Genomic DNA, 14,881 nt, shown 5'->3' with positions numbered 1-14,881 from the left:
AAGCAGTATTAAACTTTTATAAATAGGCAGACCTAGATTATTCACTATTAGGTAAACAGCTTGTTGTAAGGTGGGAAACGATCATGAAGATCTATTGGGTAGAATTTGCTGGCTTCATTTTATCATATGTACTATTTGGGTATATTTTTTCTACTCGCCTTAAGTTGCTATTCACTATTTTTAGAATATATTTCCTTGGCTTGTTAGCTTTGTTTTTAATCTATTATATTAAATTTGTGATTGATACAGAGACCTTTCAAATCGAGACGGGTGCTTTAATCTATGGAAGTATATTAGTTATTGTCGGACTCATGGGCTGGTTAAAGTTTGATCCTTCAGATGAAGGTCCCACACAACATTACTACCATAAAATTGTTTTCTTATATGTGTATTGCTTTTCGATATTCATACCCTTCATCATTATACAGCGGCTGGGTATGAATACTCCTTAGTACGAAGACTATCAGTTTAAGCAAACCTCTGCATCTTTTTGCTGCCGGACAACAGACCTGTTAATGAAGAGTCTTAAAGCTATTAAGGACTGCACGGCCACAGTACCAAAACGTTTCTTCTATAGCCTTTATGCCTATTCATAAAAAAAGACGCAGTCTTCTGCGTCTTTAACTGTTCGTATATGGATCAAGCTCTCTTCTTACTTCTCCGTGCCAAGCAGCAAAAGCTGGATATAGGTTTTCTTTAATCACCGTTTCTTTCAAATTCTGATCAGCGAAACTGCCGTCGAGCTTCATTGCTTCATTCGTAACTTCTTCATACTGATTGATTGCCGCTGTGATTAAAGGCTGGTCTGTGAACAGACTCTTTAAAAGGGTATTGCTCTCAGCGATTTGAGCAAGTGCTTGGAAGATGTCTGTAAGAATGGTGTCCCCTTCTGTTTTTTCGTAGTCCTCAAAGCTGGCGATTACATAATGGAATGCTTCTTCAATGGTAGAAAGCATCTCGCTATACTCCCCAACGAACGTATGCTGTGTTTCGTCTAGTATCACCTTGTTAGTCAAAGAATCACTCATTTCTTTTTATCGTAAAACATGCCGTCGAACTGCATGGATTCATATGGGTTCGTATACTTCTTGGCTGAGGTTTTCTTTTTAGCCACGTTGTTCATGTTCCGCTTGATATCATTTCGTAAATTCGCAAGGCCTCTTTCGATTTCCGAATTCCAAACTAGTATCTGCTTCCCCAGCTTCTTCTCTTCTTCTGAGTAAGGCCCTTTCATGTCGGCCATGACTGCCTGCCGTTGCTTCAATAAGGATTCTACTTCAGCTATAACCTCATCACGCTGCGTCTCATATGGGCTTTTTACCAGCTTTACCAGCTTCTCTGTGATGATGCAGCACTCTTGAACCTTACTCATTACGCCTGGTCACGCTGGCCGCCGTGCTGCTGCTGGCGGTTAATCTGGATAGCCTGTTTCCATGTGTCACGCAGTTCCGTCAGCATACCTTCCGCTTCATCAAGAATAGCGACGTCACTCTTAATATTGGCTTCCATTAAGCGGCGGTTGATGTAGTCATAAAGTGACAGGATGTTTTTGGACATAGGGATATCCATATTCAGCGTCACCATCAGTTCCTGTACAATAGCCTGGGCCTTTTGGATGTTGGTGTTTTTCACTTCCACATTTTTATCCTGAATGGCTTTTTGGGCGATATGGATAAACTTTAAGCTTCCGTTATAAAGCATCAGGGTCAATTCCCCTGGTGATGCTGTTGTTACTGAGTTATTTTGATAGGCTTTATAAGGATTGTTGATTGCCATAATGACACTCCTTTAGTTGATTTACATACTAAATTGCTGCATTAAGTACGATGATTGAGAATTTGCCTGCTGGATGGCTTTTTCCATCGCCGTGAATTGGCGCCAGTAGCGGTCTTCTATTTGTCCCAGACGATCTTGGAAGCGGCTCATCTGATTATTGATGCTGTCGAGATTTCTGCCCAATGTAAAAGTTGAATTTGTGCTTGTAAGCTTTCCTGCCTTCTGCTCAATACTGTCCATTGTGGAACCAATCGTGTCTCTTAAGCGGCGGGCGATCCCTTTTTCACCTGTCGCTTCTCCATTCTTGGCAAAAAGCTCATAGATCGCATTTGGATCTTTTGAAATGGCTTCTTTCAGCTTGTTTTCATCAATGATCAATTTGCCTCGGTCCAGGTAATTGCTTGATGTTTTAATACCGATTTGAGCGAGTTGATTCGTCTCTGATGTTCCCCCTGAAATCGGAGTATACAAGTCTGTCCGCATTTTATTCATAGCAGAAGAAAGCACAGAGTCATTACGAAGGGTGCCGCTGCGGGCCTTCTCTTCCCATAACTCGATTTCCTTTTCTTCCATCGCTTCTTTCTGTTCAGCCGATAACGGTTGGAAGTCACGGAACTTTTTCTCCCCGATTTCACCGTTTACTTTTTCGATGAGTTTATTGTAGTCATCGACGAATTTGACAATTTTTTCTAGAACTTTATCTGTGTCCGGTGCAGAGCTGAAGGTGATTGTTTTATCGCGATTTGCCTCTTTAAGTGAAAGTTCAAAACCGTTAATCTGAAATGTGTTTGAGGCTCTTTCTGTCGTTAAGCCGTTATACATGAAAGATGCATTTTCTCCAAGTGAACCCCTTTTGCCCTCTGTTTCTGCATTACCATCCGCATCAGCTGCAGCTGCTATCACATTCGTAGTATCCAGCTTCAGATGGGTAGTCAGGAATCCTTCCGAAAATTCAATTTCCGGTCCGTTCTCATTGCTTCCGGTATTCTTAGCCGTTACCGACATGACTTTTTCATGAGGATCATAAAACATAGCTACTCCAGTTTTAGAGTTGATTTTATTAATCATACCCTGTAGTGTCATATCTTCTGTAAGGGTTAAAGTTTTCCCTTCCAGGATTCCTTCCTTGTTGACAGCCTTTATTGTAATTGACTGGTCTTCGGTTATCCCAAATAAGTCACTAAGCTTTGCGGAAGGACTGGCTGGCTTTTCAGGTTCATCCGGGTCTGTGATTTGGCCAGAACCAAACATTGTCGCAGCAGTTGCCAACCGGTTAACCTTAATGCTCCCGGTGAAATCAGAAGCAGAACTAATATTTTTAACAGAAACAGCATTAGGATCGGATACATTCACCGTTTTCTGTGTATAAGTACTCTGCTTCATAACACCATCAAAAATCGAGTTACTAAAATCAAACAGCTCTTTATTGATCTCCCGATAGTCATCTCTCTGCCATTCCGTATAAGTTTTCTTCTGTTCCATTTTATCCAAAGGCAACTTTTCCGCCTTCATTAAATCCTTAATGATTTGATCGGTATCCATTCCTGATGCCAAACCACCTACACGCATATCACTCATAGTGCCACCTCATCTCTAAATCTTCTTGTCTACCATTAATCCTATATATTCAGTCATCGCCGCATACATATCCAACATTTTCTTCGCAGGAATTTCACGGACGACCTCTTTTGAATTATTATCTACAATTGTTACATAGTACTCTTTTAACTTTTCATGAAATTGAAATTGAACAGAAGTATTAGAAGCTTCTAAGAAATCATTCACTCCATTAACGACTTCTTCCACTTTCTCTTTTGTGACAGGTTCTTGGGGAGGAGATTCTTGTTGTTTATCCTGCACTCTATGTATTTTGTCTATTTCCTTCGTTTCACTGCTTTGTCTAGTAGATATTGATTGAAAAGCCGATGAACCACCTGTCACTTTTTCGATCATGTTCTGATCCTCCTATGAGTTATATGAGTTATATCGGTTGGAGAAACAGAAATGTTTAGTTTATGGGAACGTTTCGTGAAGCATTTTGCGAACGACAAAGAGACACCAGCGAACTGGAGTCTCTTAATAGTTACAGTTAGTTAGGTTAGGATTAATTAGCTAAAATACTCGTTAGATTGAGCAGAACTGCTTAAAGGCCTTTTTAAAGAACAGAAACCTTAAGAGATTGAGATAATACTTCAATTGAATCGCCAGGGGTGTATGAAAAGGAGATTGAAACTGTTTGTCCCGCCTTAACCGAAATTTCCTTTTCAGTAGGAAAAATCAGATATTGATTATGCCAATCAACCATATCCTCACCCTGCGGCCCACTGGCTAGCAGGTTCTTTGTAATAAACCGGAAGGCATTAAACTCAGCCTCTCGTTGAAAGGAAAATGAAGCATGACACGAATAAACTTCCACTTCTGCATGATCATAATCAATAATGTGATACACTTCAGGGTTATGAACATCCTGCGTTTCCGGTGAAAGAGTATACGGTGATTGAAAGAGCGGCACCGGAGCATGATAACCTTCGAAGGAATATTCCTGCAATACAGGCTGGACACCGAGCAAGGTTGCCGAAGGAATCATGATGGGAATTTCACCGAATTTTTCTTTGTGATTTTTTCGAAAGGCTTCAATTACCTCGACCTGTTTTTCACGCAAAAGAGCACTATGTAACATTTCACAAACTACTACATCGACTGGCTCTGACGGAACCCATAAGGATGCATCTGCTTCGATCACCTCTACGCGTTCTCCCATCCCGTTTTGTTCTATCAAGACTCTGCTTCTTTCTACTAGGGCAGAATTGAATTCAATAGATTGAACTTGCGCGCCTTGCTTTGCTGCGAAAAAGGATAATACCCCAGTACCGCTTCCTAACTCGACCACTCTATGTCCTGGTTTAACAATCCGTTCAATTGCCATCTTAAATGCCTGGACTCTATCACGATCAGACAGCATTTGATAATGGTAATGTAAGGGTATGAACTGACCTAATTTATCTTTCTCTTGAGATGACATATTTTCACTTCCTAATCTTTATTCTTATGATCATAACTTTATTAACTAGTATAAATCTGTACTCTTTCCCCCAGCACTCTTTTATAAAGGAAAATTATTTCTTTTTACTTTGATTGTCATACAAAAATCTATACAGTAGCCATACTGATTTGAATTATAACAGGAATCTAAATATGATAAAGGTGATCTGTAAAAATTCAGTCGAAAAAACAATGGAAAGAAGGTTTTAGTGGTGTTTTTGAGAGGGAGAGAAGTAGTAAATTTGTCTAACAAGAAGCTCAGAAGAATTTATGAAAGAAGAAGTTTCACCAATTTTCTAGGAGGAATTGTGACATTTACTTAAATCTATATATTGTATAATGTATTACTCTTTTGCTTTTGCCTTGCCTGGTTACAGTTATTTACAAGGGTGGCTTCCCTTATTACCGGAGTGAAAAAAGCTCCAAAATCTAATCAAATACTTTCAAGCAAAAAGAGACCCTAGTAAAACAAACTAGAGTCTCCTGAAGAGTTATGAAAATTAACGTAGAAGTTGAAGAACTCCTTGTGGCTGCTGGTTAGCTTGAGCAAGCATAGCTTGAGCAGCTTGGCCAAGAATAGAATTCTTAGTTTGATTCATCATTTCTTTCGCCATGTCTACATCACGGATACGAGATTCCGCAGCAGTTAGGTTCTCAGAAGATGTGCTTAAGTTATTGATAGTGTGGTCTAAACGGTTTTGAGTTGCACCAAGTTTAGAACGTTCACCTGAAACTGTATCAATAGCATTTTGAATTTTTGTTACAGCATCCGCTGCACTAGCGTGTGATGTTACATCAAGAGCCATTTCCTTAACATCATTACTTGTACCATCTGTAACAGCGAATTTAGCATCAGTACCATCTCTTGTAAGATTTAAATTCGCAGCCCTCATATCAGAGATATCTAATGTTAGGCTTTGATTTTCGTTAGCACCGATTTGGAATTGAAGAGAAGCACCTGCATCTACTCCACCACTAACAGTAGCAGATTCTGCACCAGTTGAAGTTACTTCAGCTGTTCCCCCTACATCTACAGTTTGAGTAATCCCTTCGCCCTCTAATGCATCATTTATAGCAGTTTCTACATCTGCTGCAACAGCAAATGTACCCGAGGTAGTGAAATCCCCATTAACTGTAATAGTTTTATTCGTTGTGTCTACAGATGCAGATTCATTAGTACCGTCAGCTACAGTACCTAGTTTAAAAGTATATCCTTCAAGAGCTCCACCTGTAGTATCAAACGTTAGGCCACCAACATCAACTTGAGTAGCAGCAACAGCATCTGCACCAGCATCCTTCGAACCATTGAGTAACTTTTGAGTATTAAACTCAGTAGTATTACCAATACGGTTGATTTCAGAAGTTAATTGGTTAACTTCTTTTTGAATTTCTTCACGGTCATTGGTTGTATTTGTATCATTTCCTGCTTGTACAGCTAATTCACGCATACGTTGCAGAATGTCTGTTGTTTCGTTTAGAGCTCCTTCTGCTGTTTGAATTAATGAGTTAGCATCTTGAGCATTAGATGAAGCTTGATCTAAACCACGTACCTGTGCACGCATTTTTTCAGAAATTGCTAGGCCAGCAGCGTCATCTTTCGCACTATTGATACGAAGACCTGAAGATAGTTTCTCCATTGAACTTTGTTGTGCATTGTTTGCATTACCCAACTGACGGTACGTGTTTAACGCAGCGATATTATGATTAATTCTCATTGTATAATTTCCTCCTTGAATGTAGAGTCCACATCCTTGTGAACTTCTTGTTTTAGAGAGTGAAAGGTCGGCCGCCCTTTCTTTCTCTTTACATTGTTTATATCGTCAGGAAGCTCTGGCTTTTAATAGTTTTTAAAAATATTTTTATTGTTTTTTAGAAAGTAGTGAAAGCAGGTTGTTGACACCTTGTGATGCTTCTGCGTTTTCGTCCTGGATGGATAGGTATATTTCTTTGCGATGAATGTCAATATTTTTGGGAGCTTCGATGCCCAGCTTGATCTGGTCGCCTTTAAGGCTCAGGACAGTGATTTCTATGTCATCGCCGATTTTAATAGCTTCTCCTGTTTTTCTTGTCAGTACGAGCATTGTCTCACCCCTTCACCGGTTGTTTTGTTGTGAAGATGAAGTGCTTTGTTTTGTAATCTGTTTCGTTAAGGATGACTTGTTTTCCTTTTTTATTTTCTGTATTAAAGATTAAGGGCGCCTGAAGGTTTGCGGTTGTTTCTGTTATGGGATCTTTTACCGTTAGAATAGATAGGACCTTCACATGTTTCTCTTCATTTAAATTTAAGAGTTCTAGAGTAGAGTTACTCAGTGTGAAGTCATAGTCTGTAAAAAACTGAAAAGGATCACTGACAACAAACCCTAATTCTTGAGTTCTGATAGATTGTAAAACTGAAAAGCCATCTATTTGCGGAAGAGCTAGGAGTACAAATTGCTTTTCATCGAGGAAGCCAGGAATTCCTCCTTCAAAAGTCCAGATATCGTCTTGGCTGATGTCTATTTCACCATGGTACTTTGTTAGAATTTTCATATCTCACATTCCTTCTACTAGATTTCTTGTTCGTAATTGATGCCGACAAATTTCAGTCCTTCAAAATCAATATCCAGGCTTCCATGCTGTTTCAGGCTAATATCTACTTGAGAAGGCACATGTTCAATAACTGGTTTTTGAGTCCTTGTATTATTGATAACTTCCTGAGGGCGGGCATCAATCATCACTGACGCAGGATCATACTGTATCTTGACGCTTCCGTGCCTCGGTATCCAACCGATATTAAAATCATATATAGGTGATTCTCCATTACGTTTGGCTTGGAAGGCAATTGCTCCTCCTCCGTTTTCAATCCTCATCAGTTCATCGCCGTCCTGCGCTGCAGATCCTGTTGCTTCTAGTACAGCCTGCTGACCTTCTTGGGCATTGTCTTCAGTCATTCGAAAGACGCTTTTTATATTCATATCCGCCCATGCTTCTGTTTGGTCAATAGTCAGCTTTCCAGAAGATGTTTCTATGTCCAGTATAGCTTTTGGCTGCTGGATATCAAGCTGAGCTCGAGGCTGTTCGATTTCGACTCTGCCTGGAGTGGTCTGTATTGAGATGCTTGCAGGTGAGGACTGCAAGCGGATTTGCGGAAAGTTCATCGTTTCACCTCCAAAATAAAAAGGACTGACTCCAAGGTGACAGTACACCTTAAAGGGTCAGTCCCTCAGCGTGATTTATCTTAAGAAATCCATCAATGTTGGCTGCATGATTCTTGCACCTACCCCAAGTGCAGCTCTGTGAACACTTTCTTGGGTTTTCAGTTCAGTTATCACACGCTCAATGTCAGCATCCTCATTATCTGACAATACTCTGCTTGCAGTGATTTCCTGTTGCATAAGGCGATCGTCCACCATTTCCAGGCGGTTATATCTCGCACCTAATTCTGAGCGTTCTGCTGATAATTGATCCATAATATCATCAAGACTGCCTAATTCTGCATCCAATCCCGCAGTATCTCCATTTTCCAATGCCTTTTGAATATTATGCACCGTATCAAACATTTTCTGACTAAAAATATTATTCGGACTAACGTTCGCCTTTAAAGACACCCCACGGGAAACTTCAATTTCATAGCTATCTATCGAAGGATCATCCATATTGGCTGCCACCTGTGGAGCTCGGGTATTATCCAGTCCTTTATTGGCAATAGGAGATTTACTGACATCCGTACCGTGAAAAATATATCTTCCTGCTACTTGAGTATCAGCTACATTAACAAGGTCTTGTTTAATCTGGTCTATCTCTTTCGCAACGGCTTGTTGATCTTGCTGACTGAGCGTACCGCTCTTTCCTTGAATGGTCAGTTCCCGGACTCGCTGAAGACCCTGGTTTGCCTGGTCGATCCCTGATTCTGAGTTTTCCATCCAAAGATATAATTCTGAAAGGTTACGTTTATACTGCTCGATTCCCGTCAGGTTCGAACGGTAAAACATCCCTTTCATCGCCACGACTGGGTCGTCAGAAGGCTTGGTGATTTTTTTGCCTGTGGCCAGCTGGTCCTGAAGCTTGCCCATCCTGTCGTAGGAGGAGCTTAAGTTTCGCATTGAATTACCTGTGAGCATACTTTGTGTTACGCGCATATTACTTCACCATCCTTATCTGGCACCCATGCCGTTAATGATTCGATCGAGCATTTCGTCTTGCAGTGTGATCATTCTTGCGGATGCGTTGTAGGCATGCTGAAATTTGATCATGTTGGTCATTTCTTCGTCCAGCGAGACGCCGCTGACCGACATTTTTCGTTCTTCTACTGCCTGGCGCAGGACATCACTGTTATTGGTCATTCTGACTGATTCCTGGGAGATGACGGCCATGGAACCGATGACACCTTCATAGTAGTTACGGAAGTCGGCTTCTTCACCGCTCCCTTCTTTATATTCAAAAGGTTTATTAATCAAGTCTGCGAGTTCTTTTATGACAGAAGCATCTCCAGCTGTACCGGCAGCAGGGTTGCTTCCATCTGCGGAAGCAATATTATCTAAATCATTTTTGATGACTTGAGAAATGCCGATTCTGCTCGCAAAGCCTTCTCGCTCGCCTAGATGGTCTGTTAAATTAGAGCCAGTTGGCAATGTTCCGCCTGTTCCTTGCCCTGGTTCAACAAAGAATACGTTTTCCTCGTTCGTGCCATTCTCAATTTCGTTAAGGCCCATACCAGCCGCATGGATCTCATTGAATTCCCTGGCAAACGTAAAGGCGAGGTTGTCCAGTTCAGAGAGCATATCCGTGTACGCTCCCTTTACTTCTCCTTGGGGATTGGCGGAGAAGTCCTGGTATCCGTACATTTCCATTAACCCTCTTAATTTTCCTTCAGAGGTAAAATCGTTGGGATTCAATTCTGTTGTACCGACTTGGATCTTGCTGACTTCTCCATTCGGTCCTTCCGTTAGAACCTTGATTTCCTTCGCTCCGTCTGCGCCTACTAACTCAGCAGAAGCCTGCCCATTTTCATTCATCAGGGTGATCCTGGCTTGGCCGTCTGCAATCGGCATTGAGGCGCCGCCGCTGGATTCGTATGTAACTTGTATATCTACTAGTTTCGAAAGATCATCAATCAACCGGTCACGCTCATCGTACAGATCGTTCGGCAGGTAGCCATGCGGCTCGACATCGCCGATTCTTTTGTTCAGGTTGTCAATCTGCCTGGTCAATGAATTAAGTTGATTCTCTGAAACGTTTATCTCGTTTTTCAGATCTTTACGGATACTTGATAGAGATGAAGATATGTAGTTAAAGGTTTCGGCAACTGCGACTCCACGCTGGCGCACAACCGAACGTGCCCCTGAGTTGGTCGGATTGACCGCGAGATCTTGCAGGGACTGCCAGAACATATCCATGGTTTTTGCCAAACCGGAATCAGAAGGTTCATTCATGACCTCTTCCATCTTCTTCATGGCTTCCATTTTGCCTTCCCAGTAGCCGAGCTTATTGTTTTCTCCACGGTATTGAACGTCCAGGAATTTTTCGCGGACACGCTGAACGGAACCTGCTTCGACACCAGATCCCATCTGGCCTGGAATCTGCGGGCGGTTCATGGAGACAGGCGGATATGGCTCCGTCTGCTGGAAGTTCACTCTCTGGCGGCTGTACCCTGGTGTATTGGCATTGGCGATATTATGTCCAGTTGTATAAAGGGCTCCCTGCTGGGTGAACATTCCCCTCTTGGCGGTTTCAAGTCCCATAAAAGTGGAACGCATGCTGCTTCCTCCATTTCAAACGTTATTCTGTATTTATGCTTTAGAATCAAACATCGATGTTTGTTCCGACTGTTCTTTTTTCTGATTTGGCCTGCTGTAGTTCCCTTTAGGCGGCTGAGGCTGGAACATGGAAAGATTCATATTGACGAATTGCAGAGACTGATAGACCAGTTTCTGATTCAGTTCGTTCTGCTCCTTCAGTTCCTCGGTAACCTTCAAAAGCTTCTGCCTTATTTGATTCAGGCGGGCCTTTTCTGGTTCGTCCGCTCTTTCAATGACATCCATTAGAGACGGAGCTTCCCAAAAGCGGATTCCCTTTGAGGTAAGAAACTCAGCGGCAAGCTGCTGCCTTTTGATTTCCAGCGTATTGATCGCTGTCAGATAGTTCTGCTCCTTTATCATGACATCATTCAAGGCTTCCGTCTCACCCTTTTTGATGATGTTCGTTTTCTCCAGAGAAAGATCATACAAGCTGCGATGTAATTTATAAAGTTTCTCTAAGGTTGTGAGTAGCTGATCGGCTTGCATGATGCTTTCCTCCCTTTGTTAGTTTCTATAAAAATTGATAAGTCCTGTGGCAATCTTTTGAGGATCCGGTTTGTACGTACCGTTTTCCACATTGATTTTTAATTCTTCTACTTTCGCTTTCCGCTCTTGTACCAGCTTGGATGTTCCCTGCATTTCCTTGGCCGCTGAAGAAATTTCAATCTTGTCAGCTTTTTGAAGGTTTGTTTTTGCTGCTTGATCTACTTTATTCATCTGGCGCTTATAAGGGTTGATTCCTGAATTATTTATGTTATTGATTTTCATGAGGCTTCCCTCGCTTTCTTTGGTCCGTTCAGATATTCATACCCATTATATCGGATACGGGTTCATTTTGTTTAGTGTTACGCAGTGGGTGTTTATTCCTATTTTGAATAGTAGGTAGATTGCTGTGTCAATTTTTTCTTATCTTGGAATGCTTGTTCGGAGGAAAGCTTTTGCAGATCCTGCGTCAGATTATTTGTGCACTCGTCACAAAGCTTTGCCTTTGGTATTATCTTCCCGCAATTATCACATGGATAACCCATGTTTGGGAAATGAGCAGGCTGGAGTCGTTTTTTCCGCACCCATTTATGAATCAATTTTTCTCTGACTCCTGTGACTTCCACCACACGCTCAATTGATGCTGCACGGTTTTCACGTTTTCTTAAAAACGCATAAACCTCTTCAAACTTTTTTTCTTCTTCTCTAAAGCATTTATCGCATGTATCTTTAAACATATTTTTCACGTAAAGCCCGTTGCATTCTGGGCAATTTAGTAGTTCTGACATGGTCCTTCCACCTCTCGTGATTGCTCTCTGCTTTTTATATCGGCAGGCTCGCGGGACTGTTTAGCTTTATCAGCTCCGTGCGAGAGTCAGGGAGCACACTTGCTTTGCTCCGGCTTGCTTTAAGCATTGGGCGGCATGGCGGAGGGTGGTGCCGGTGGTGTAGATATCGTCTATGAGGAGGATGGATTGGTTATTGATGTTTAGTTCATCGGGAGACAGATCGAATACCGTTTCGCTGTGGATTCGTTCGTGGCGGGATTTTTTGGATTGTTTTTCGGAGTGTTTACGGATGAGCAGGTGCTGGGTTTGAAGGCCGGCTTCTTTTGCCAGTGCTTCTGCCTGGTTGAAGCCTCGTTCTTTGAGCCGCTCTGGGCTTAGCGGTATCGGGACGATGATACTTGTGTTCATTGCTGAGACGGCTTCTTTGATGTTTGCGGCGAAGGCTTTTGACAGGGTGTAGTCTCCGCGGTATTTGAATCTCGCCAGGTATGTTTTCATGTATTCATTATAGAGGAAGAGTGAGGTGTTTTTGGTGAGGACTCCCCTCCATTGGGGATCCTGCTCCCATCTCAGGCAGTCGAGGCAGTTGCCTTCTTTTATGTGCTGTGGTTCTAAAAGGGAAAGCGGGCGGGAGCATATGCTGCATCCCTCTCCGGCTATGAATTGGAGCTGCACTTCACATTTTCCGCAGAGCCAGCGTTCTTTTGGTGTGAACAAAAACGAATTCCATGTCATGTTGTACTCGATTTCACTGTGGCAGTCGAGGCAATGGGTATTCATTCGTCTAACAGCCCCCTTTTGGCTCCTTGCCGGTTCATTTCTTTTATATGGTGAACGGATTTTATCATGGAGCGGGTTTTTCCGTAGTGAAAGAACGTGATGTCTCCTGTAGGATGCTCTGCGCTTCTGCCGGCACGGCCGGCTATTTGGACGAGGGCGCTTTCTGTGAAGATTTCTTCCTCGGCTCCCATGACGGCGACATCGATATTCGGGATGGTTACTCCTCTTTCCAGGATGGTGGTGGTCAGTAATATCGGAATCTCTCCGTCTCTCATTTTTTGGACTTTTTCTTTTCGTTCGGGATCTTCGGCGTGAACTGATAGGATATCAGGGTGTATTTTTTGAAAAAGAGGCAGTGCTTTTCCCATGGTTTTGACGGACGGCAGGAAGAGGAGGGCTTTCTTGTTTGTTGTGATCCTCTTTTCAGTCCATTTTTTAATGGGAAGTGCGAGTTTTCCTTTTTCCAGAACGGCTTTCCAGTTTCCTCCCCACTGTAGTGCGGGAACCGGCAGAGGGTGTCTGTGGTATCTTGCCGGGATGGTGACGTGATTTCTTTTACCGCTGGAACATTCTCTCTGCAGGGTGCTGTTGGGAGTGGCGGTAAGATAGATGAGAGAGGACATTGGTTTTCGCGCTTTTTCGACAGCGTATTGCAGGGTCGTATCGAATGAGTAGGGAAAGGCATCGACTTCATCGACAATGAGGGTGTCGAAGGCTTCTTTGTACCGGTAGAGCTGGTGGGTGGTGGAGAGGACGAGCTGGGAATACTTGTGCCGGTCTTCGCTTCCTCCGTAAAGGGCGATGGGATGGGCTTCCGGGAAGACCTTTTGCAGGCGGGGAGCGAGTTCCAGGATGACATCGGTTCTTGGCGTGGCAATGCAGACTCTTTTTCCCGTTTTTAATGCTTGATGAATGCCATGGAACAGCACTTCTGTTTTACCTGCACCGCAAACCGCCCATACCAGGAGGTCTGTGTTTCCCTGAATGGATGCTGTCACTTTATCGGATGCCGTTTGCTGTCCTTGCGAAAGGGTTCCTTTCCATTGCAGAGAGTCGATTGTTATGTTTTGCGAAGGCCCGGTCCATTGAATGAGGGGGGTGCACTGGGAGACCCGTCCCATCATGATGCATTTGCGGCAGTAGGTGCATTGCTCATTGCAGCGGCTGCAAGGGAAACTGGCGAATAGTGATGGATCCTGGTTGCCGCAGCGATTGCATTGTGGGTTTGTTTTTAGAAGTTGTATTCCTTTTGAATAAGAGAGGTGGCCATTCTCATAGTGAGTTTGGATTACTTCTAATGGGTGGGGAATTTCGTCCGGGAGGAGGGCTTTTCCTTCTAAAAGGGATTGGAGTTCGGGGTTAAATGTGAATGACGGGTTAGTGGGCGGGCTGCTAGGGAAGTCGGAAGGTTGGTTGTTTGTTTGGGATTCGGTAATAAACTTTACCTTATCATAGAGCGATCTCAAGAAAAACACTCCTTTCTCTTTTTATATTCTCCTCTATGGGAGGGATTCCTGCCTGGCGCGTCTAGGTGTTAATACTTTAATTGAAACTACTTTTCTATTAAAATCGTCTAACAGGCAGAGATTAGGTCCTTAGCACTAAATAAATTGATTATAGCGGGCAGCAAGGAGAGGACGAAGGTGACAGGCCATACAATAGTTAAGATTTTATATTTGTCAGTTTCCTTGATTTGGCTGGCGACAAAAGGGCGATCCTTGATTGAAAGAAATGATGGATATCTGATTCCCATTATTGTTTTTGGCATCGGCTCCGGAATGATGGTTCTTGGAACAAATCATACAAACGGCTGGGCAGGAACCGGGGCTGTGTCTGATGGATTGCTTGTTACAGGAGCAAGCCTTATTCTCTTTTTGATTGTTTTTATCTTCGAGGAGATAAAGAGGCGCAAAGGATGATTCATGTCCCAGTATACGGACTAACGTACTTAAATAATTAAATCGAGTAGGAGGGGGTGACTAACCCCCGACCTCTCACACCACCGTACGTACCGTTCGGTATACGGCGGTTTCAATTAAGTCAAACGCAAAGTTTGATATCTCATAAGCAGACTCTTGAGCCCTTGATTCGACCAGTATTGGTTATCAAGGGCTCTATCTAAGATGGGGCTTTTAGCGATACGCCAATAACCCAACCTAGTATTTGCCCATTCCCAAGCCTTGTTAGTTTGTATTCCTAACTTCGTTAGGTTTCTATGTTTTGTTTTAACTTTCT

The 14,881-nt window shown here is 42.8% G+C and carries 19 protein-coding genes and 1 pseudogene; 2 read left to right on the top strand and 18 right to left on the bottom strand.

Features of this window, described 5'->3' with window-relative positions; genetic code table 11:
• The first annotated feature begins 83 nt into the window (after positions 1–83).
• Positions 84–452, top strand: coding sequence for a hypothetical protein (locus tag FZC78_RS16145; protein ID WP_148941152.1), 369 nt, complete (start codon positions 84–86; stop codon positions 450–452).
• 168 nt (positions 453–620) lie between these two features.
• Here the strand turns inward: FZC78_RS16145 and FZC78_RS16140 are convergent, their stop codons facing one another.
• From FZC78_RS16140 to FZC78_RS16060, 17 genes are all read right to left on the bottom strand, one after another.
• Positions 621–1,016, bottom strand: a complete 396-nt coding sequence (locus FZC78_RS16140) for a hypothetical protein (RefSeq protein ID WP_148941150.1) — start codon at positions 1,014–1,016, stop codon at positions 621–623.
• Between the two features lie 8 nt (positions 1,017–1,024).
• Positions 1,025–1,372 (bottom strand): flagellar protein FliT, encoded by a 348-nt coding sequence (locus tag FZC78_RS16135; protein WP_148941148.1) that lies wholly within the window; start codon positions 1,370–1,372, stop codon positions 1,025–1,027.
• The gene (fliS, locus tag FZC78_RS16130) at positions 1,372–1,776 is read right to left on the bottom strand and encodes a flagellar export chaperone FliS (protein ID WP_148941146.1); all 405 of its coding nucleotides are present in this window, start codon (positions 1,774–1,776) and stop codon (positions 1,372–1,374) included. Before fliS ends, FZC78_RS16135 begins: the two co-directional genes overlap by 1 nt.
• 21 nt (positions 1,777–1,797) lie before the next feature.
• Positions 1,798–3,354, bottom strand: a complete 1,557-nt coding sequence (locus FZC78_RS16125; protein WP_148941144.1) for a flagellar hook-associated protein 2 — start codon at positions 3,352–3,354, stop codon at positions 1,798–1,800.
• Between the two features lie 15 nt (positions 3,355–3,369).
• Positions 3,370–3,729 carry a flagellar protein FlaG gene (flaG, locus tag FZC78_RS16120; protein ID WP_148941142.1) on the bottom strand — a complete coding sequence of 120 codons (360 nt, stop codon included), beginning with the start codon at positions 3,727–3,729 and terminating at the stop codon, positions 3,370–3,372.
• A gap of 202 nt (positions 3,730–3,931) precedes the next feature.
• Positions 3,932–4,798 (bottom strand): methyltransferase domain-containing protein, encoded by an 867-nt coding sequence (locus FZC78_RS16115; RefSeq protein ID WP_148941141.1) that lies wholly within the window; start codon positions 4,796–4,798, stop codon positions 3,932–3,934.
• A 520-nt stretch (positions 4,799–5,318) separates the two neighbouring features.
• Complete coding sequence (locus FZC78_RS16110; protein ID WP_148941139.1) at positions 5,319–6,533, bottom strand: flagellin; 1,215 nt, start codon at positions 6,531–6,533, stop codon at positions 5,319–5,321.
• A 144-nt stretch (positions 6,534–6,677) separates the two neighbouring features.
• Positions 6,678–6,899 carry a carbon storage regulator CsrA gene (gene csrA / locus FZC78_RS16105; RefSeq protein ID WP_148941137.1) on the bottom strand — a complete coding sequence of 74 codons (222 nt, stop codon included), beginning with the start codon at positions 6,897–6,899 and terminating at the stop codon, positions 6,678–6,680.
• Between the two features lie 4 nt (positions 6,900–6,903).
• Entirely contained in the window at positions 6,904–7,347 is a 444-nt protein-coding gene (gene fliW / locus FZC78_RS16100; protein ID WP_148941136.1) for a flagellar assembly protein FliW, read from the bottom strand.
• A gap of 17 nt (positions 7,348–7,364) precedes the next feature.
• A complete protein-coding gene (locus FZC78_RS16095) occupies positions 7,365–7,955 on the bottom strand; it encodes a DUF6470 family protein (protein ID WP_148941134.1) in 591 nt (196 codons plus the stop codon).
• 75 nt (positions 7,956–8,030) lie between these two features.
• Positions 8,031–8,936: a flagellar hook-associated protein FlgL gene (flgL, locus tag FZC78_RS16090; protein ID WP_148941132.1), complete on the bottom strand. Its 906-nt coding sequence runs from the start codon at positions 8,934–8,936 to the stop codon at positions 8,031–8,033.
• Positions 8,937–8,951: 15 nt separating this feature from the next.
• Positions 8,952–10,553, bottom strand: coding sequence for a flagellar hook-associated protein FlgK (gene flgK, locus FZC78_RS16085; RefSeq protein ID WP_148941130.1), 1,602 nt, complete (start codon positions 10,551–10,553; stop codon positions 8,952–8,954).
• 33 nt (positions 10,554–10,586) lie between these two features.
• Positions 10,587–11,081 carry a flagellar protein FlgN gene (locus FZC78_RS16080; protein WP_148941128.1) on the bottom strand — a complete coding sequence of 165 codons (495 nt, stop codon included), beginning with the start codon at positions 11,079–11,081 and terminating at the stop codon, positions 10,587–10,589.
• Positions 11,082–11,099: 18 nt separating this feature from the next.
• On the bottom strand, positions 11,100–11,363 hold the full coding sequence (flgM, locus tag FZC78_RS16075) for a flagellar biosynthesis anti-sigma factor FlgM (protein WP_148941126.1): 264 nt from the start codon (positions 11,361–11,363) through the stop codon (positions 11,100–11,102).
• 98 nt (positions 11,364–11,461) lie between these two features.
• Positions 11,462–11,866: a TIGR03826 family flagellar region protein gene (locus FZC78_RS16070; protein WP_148941124.1), complete on the bottom strand. Its 405-nt coding sequence runs from the start codon at positions 11,864–11,866 to the stop codon at positions 11,462–11,464.
• A 69-nt stretch (positions 11,867–11,935) separates the two neighbouring features.
• On the bottom strand, positions 11,936–12,646 hold the full coding sequence (locus FZC78_RS16065) for a ComF family protein (protein ID WP_148941122.1): 711 nt from the start codon (positions 12,644–12,646) through the stop codon (positions 11,936–11,938).
• Complete coding sequence (locus FZC78_RS16060) at positions 12,643–14,112, bottom strand: DEAD/DEAH box helicase (protein WP_148941121.1); 1,470 nt, start codon at positions 14,110–14,112, stop codon at positions 12,643–12,645. Before FZC78_RS16060 ends, FZC78_RS16065 begins: the two co-directional genes overlap by 4 nt.
• Before the next feature lie 177 nt (positions 14,113–14,289).
• On the opposite strand from FZC78_RS16060, the gene FZC78_RS16055 reads away from it, so the two are divergent.
• The gene (locus FZC78_RS16055; protein ID WP_148941119.1) at positions 14,290–14,565 is read left to right on the top strand and encodes a hypothetical protein; all 276 of its coding nucleotides are present in this window, start codon (positions 14,290–14,292) and stop codon (positions 14,563–14,565) included.
• 116 nt (positions 14,566–14,681) lie between these two features.
• On the opposite strand, the pseudogene FZC78_RS24025 reads toward FZC78_RS16055, so the two are convergent.
• Positions 14,682–14,881 (bottom strand): annotated as a pseudogene (locus tag FZC78_RS24025) (group II intron reverse transcriptase/maturase); the annotation flags it as partial.

Source organism: Rossellomorea vietnamensis, assembly GCF_008180415.1.
GTDB classification, from domain to species: domain Bacteria; phylum Bacillota; class Bacilli; order Bacillales; family Bacillaceae_B; genus Rossellomorea; species Rossellomorea vietnamensis_C.
Note: the sequence above shows the minus strand (reverse complement) of the source record. Positions and strands in the feature narration are given on the sequence as shown.

What these genes read in the sequence shown, in the direction of transcription:
- FZC78_RS16145 (WP_148941152.1), top strand. Translation starts at nt 84, where the DNA reads ATGAAGATCTATTGGGTAGAATTTGCTGGCTTCATTTTATCATATGTA.
- FZC78_RS16135 (WP_148941148.1), bottom strand. Translation starts at nt 1,372, where the DNA reads ATGAGTAAGGTTCAAGAGTGCTGCATCATCACAGAGAAGCTGGTAAAG.
- fliS (WP_148941146.1), bottom strand. Translation starts at nt 1,776, where the DNA reads ATGGCAATCAACAATCCTTATAAAGCCTATCAAAATAACTCAGTAACA.
- FZC78_RS16125 (WP_148941144.1), bottom strand. Translation starts at nt 3,354, where the DNA reads ATGAGTGATATGCGTGTAGGTGGTTTGGCATCAGGAATGGATACCGAT.
- flaG (WP_148941142.1), bottom strand. Translation starts at nt 3,729, where the DNA reads ATGATCGAAAAAGTGACAGGTGGTTCATCGGCTTTTCAATCAATATCT.
- FZC78_RS16115 (WP_148941141.1), bottom strand. Translation starts at nt 4,798, where the DNA reads ATGTCATCTCAAGAGAAAGATAAATTAGGTCAGTTCATACCCTTACAT.
- FZC78_RS16110 (WP_148941139.1), bottom strand. Translation starts at nt 6,533, where the DNA reads ATGAGAATTAATCATAATATCGCTGCGTTAAACACGTACCGTCAGTTG.
- csrA (WP_148941137.1), bottom strand. Translation starts at nt 6,899, where the DNA reads ATGCTCGTACTGACAAGAAAAACAGGAGAAGCTATTAAAATCGGCGAT.
- fliW (WP_148941136.1), bottom strand. Translation starts at nt 7,347, where the DNA reads ATGAAAATTCTAACAAAGTACCATGGTGAAATAGACATCAGCCAAGAC.
- FZC78_RS16095 (WP_148941134.1), bottom strand. Translation starts at nt 7,955, where the DNA reads ATGAACTTTCCGCAAATCCGCTTGCAGTCCTCACCTGCAAGCATCTCA.
- flgL (WP_148941132.1), bottom strand. Translation starts at nt 8,936, where the DNA reads ATGCGCGTAACACAAAGTATGCTCACAGGTAATTCAATGCGAAACTTA.
- flgK (WP_148941130.1), bottom strand. Translation starts at nt 10,553, where the DNA reads ATGCGTTCCACTTTTATGGGACTTGAAACCGCCAAGAGGGGAATGTTC.
- FZC78_RS16080 (WP_148941128.1), bottom strand. Translation starts at nt 11,081, where the DNA reads ATGCAAGCCGATCAGCTACTCACAACCTTAGAGAAACTTTATAAATTA.
- flgM (WP_148941126.1), bottom strand. Translation starts at nt 11,363, where the DNA reads ATGAAAATCAATAACATAAATAATTCAGGAATCAACCCTTATAAGCGC.
- FZC78_RS16070 (WP_148941124.1), bottom strand. Translation starts at nt 11,866, where the DNA reads ATGTCAGAACTACTAAATTGCCCAGAATGCAACGGGCTTTACGTGAAA.
- FZC78_RS16065 (WP_148941122.1), bottom strand. Translation starts at nt 12,646, where the DNA reads ATGAATACCCATTGCCTCGACTGCCACAGTGAAATCGAGTACAACATG.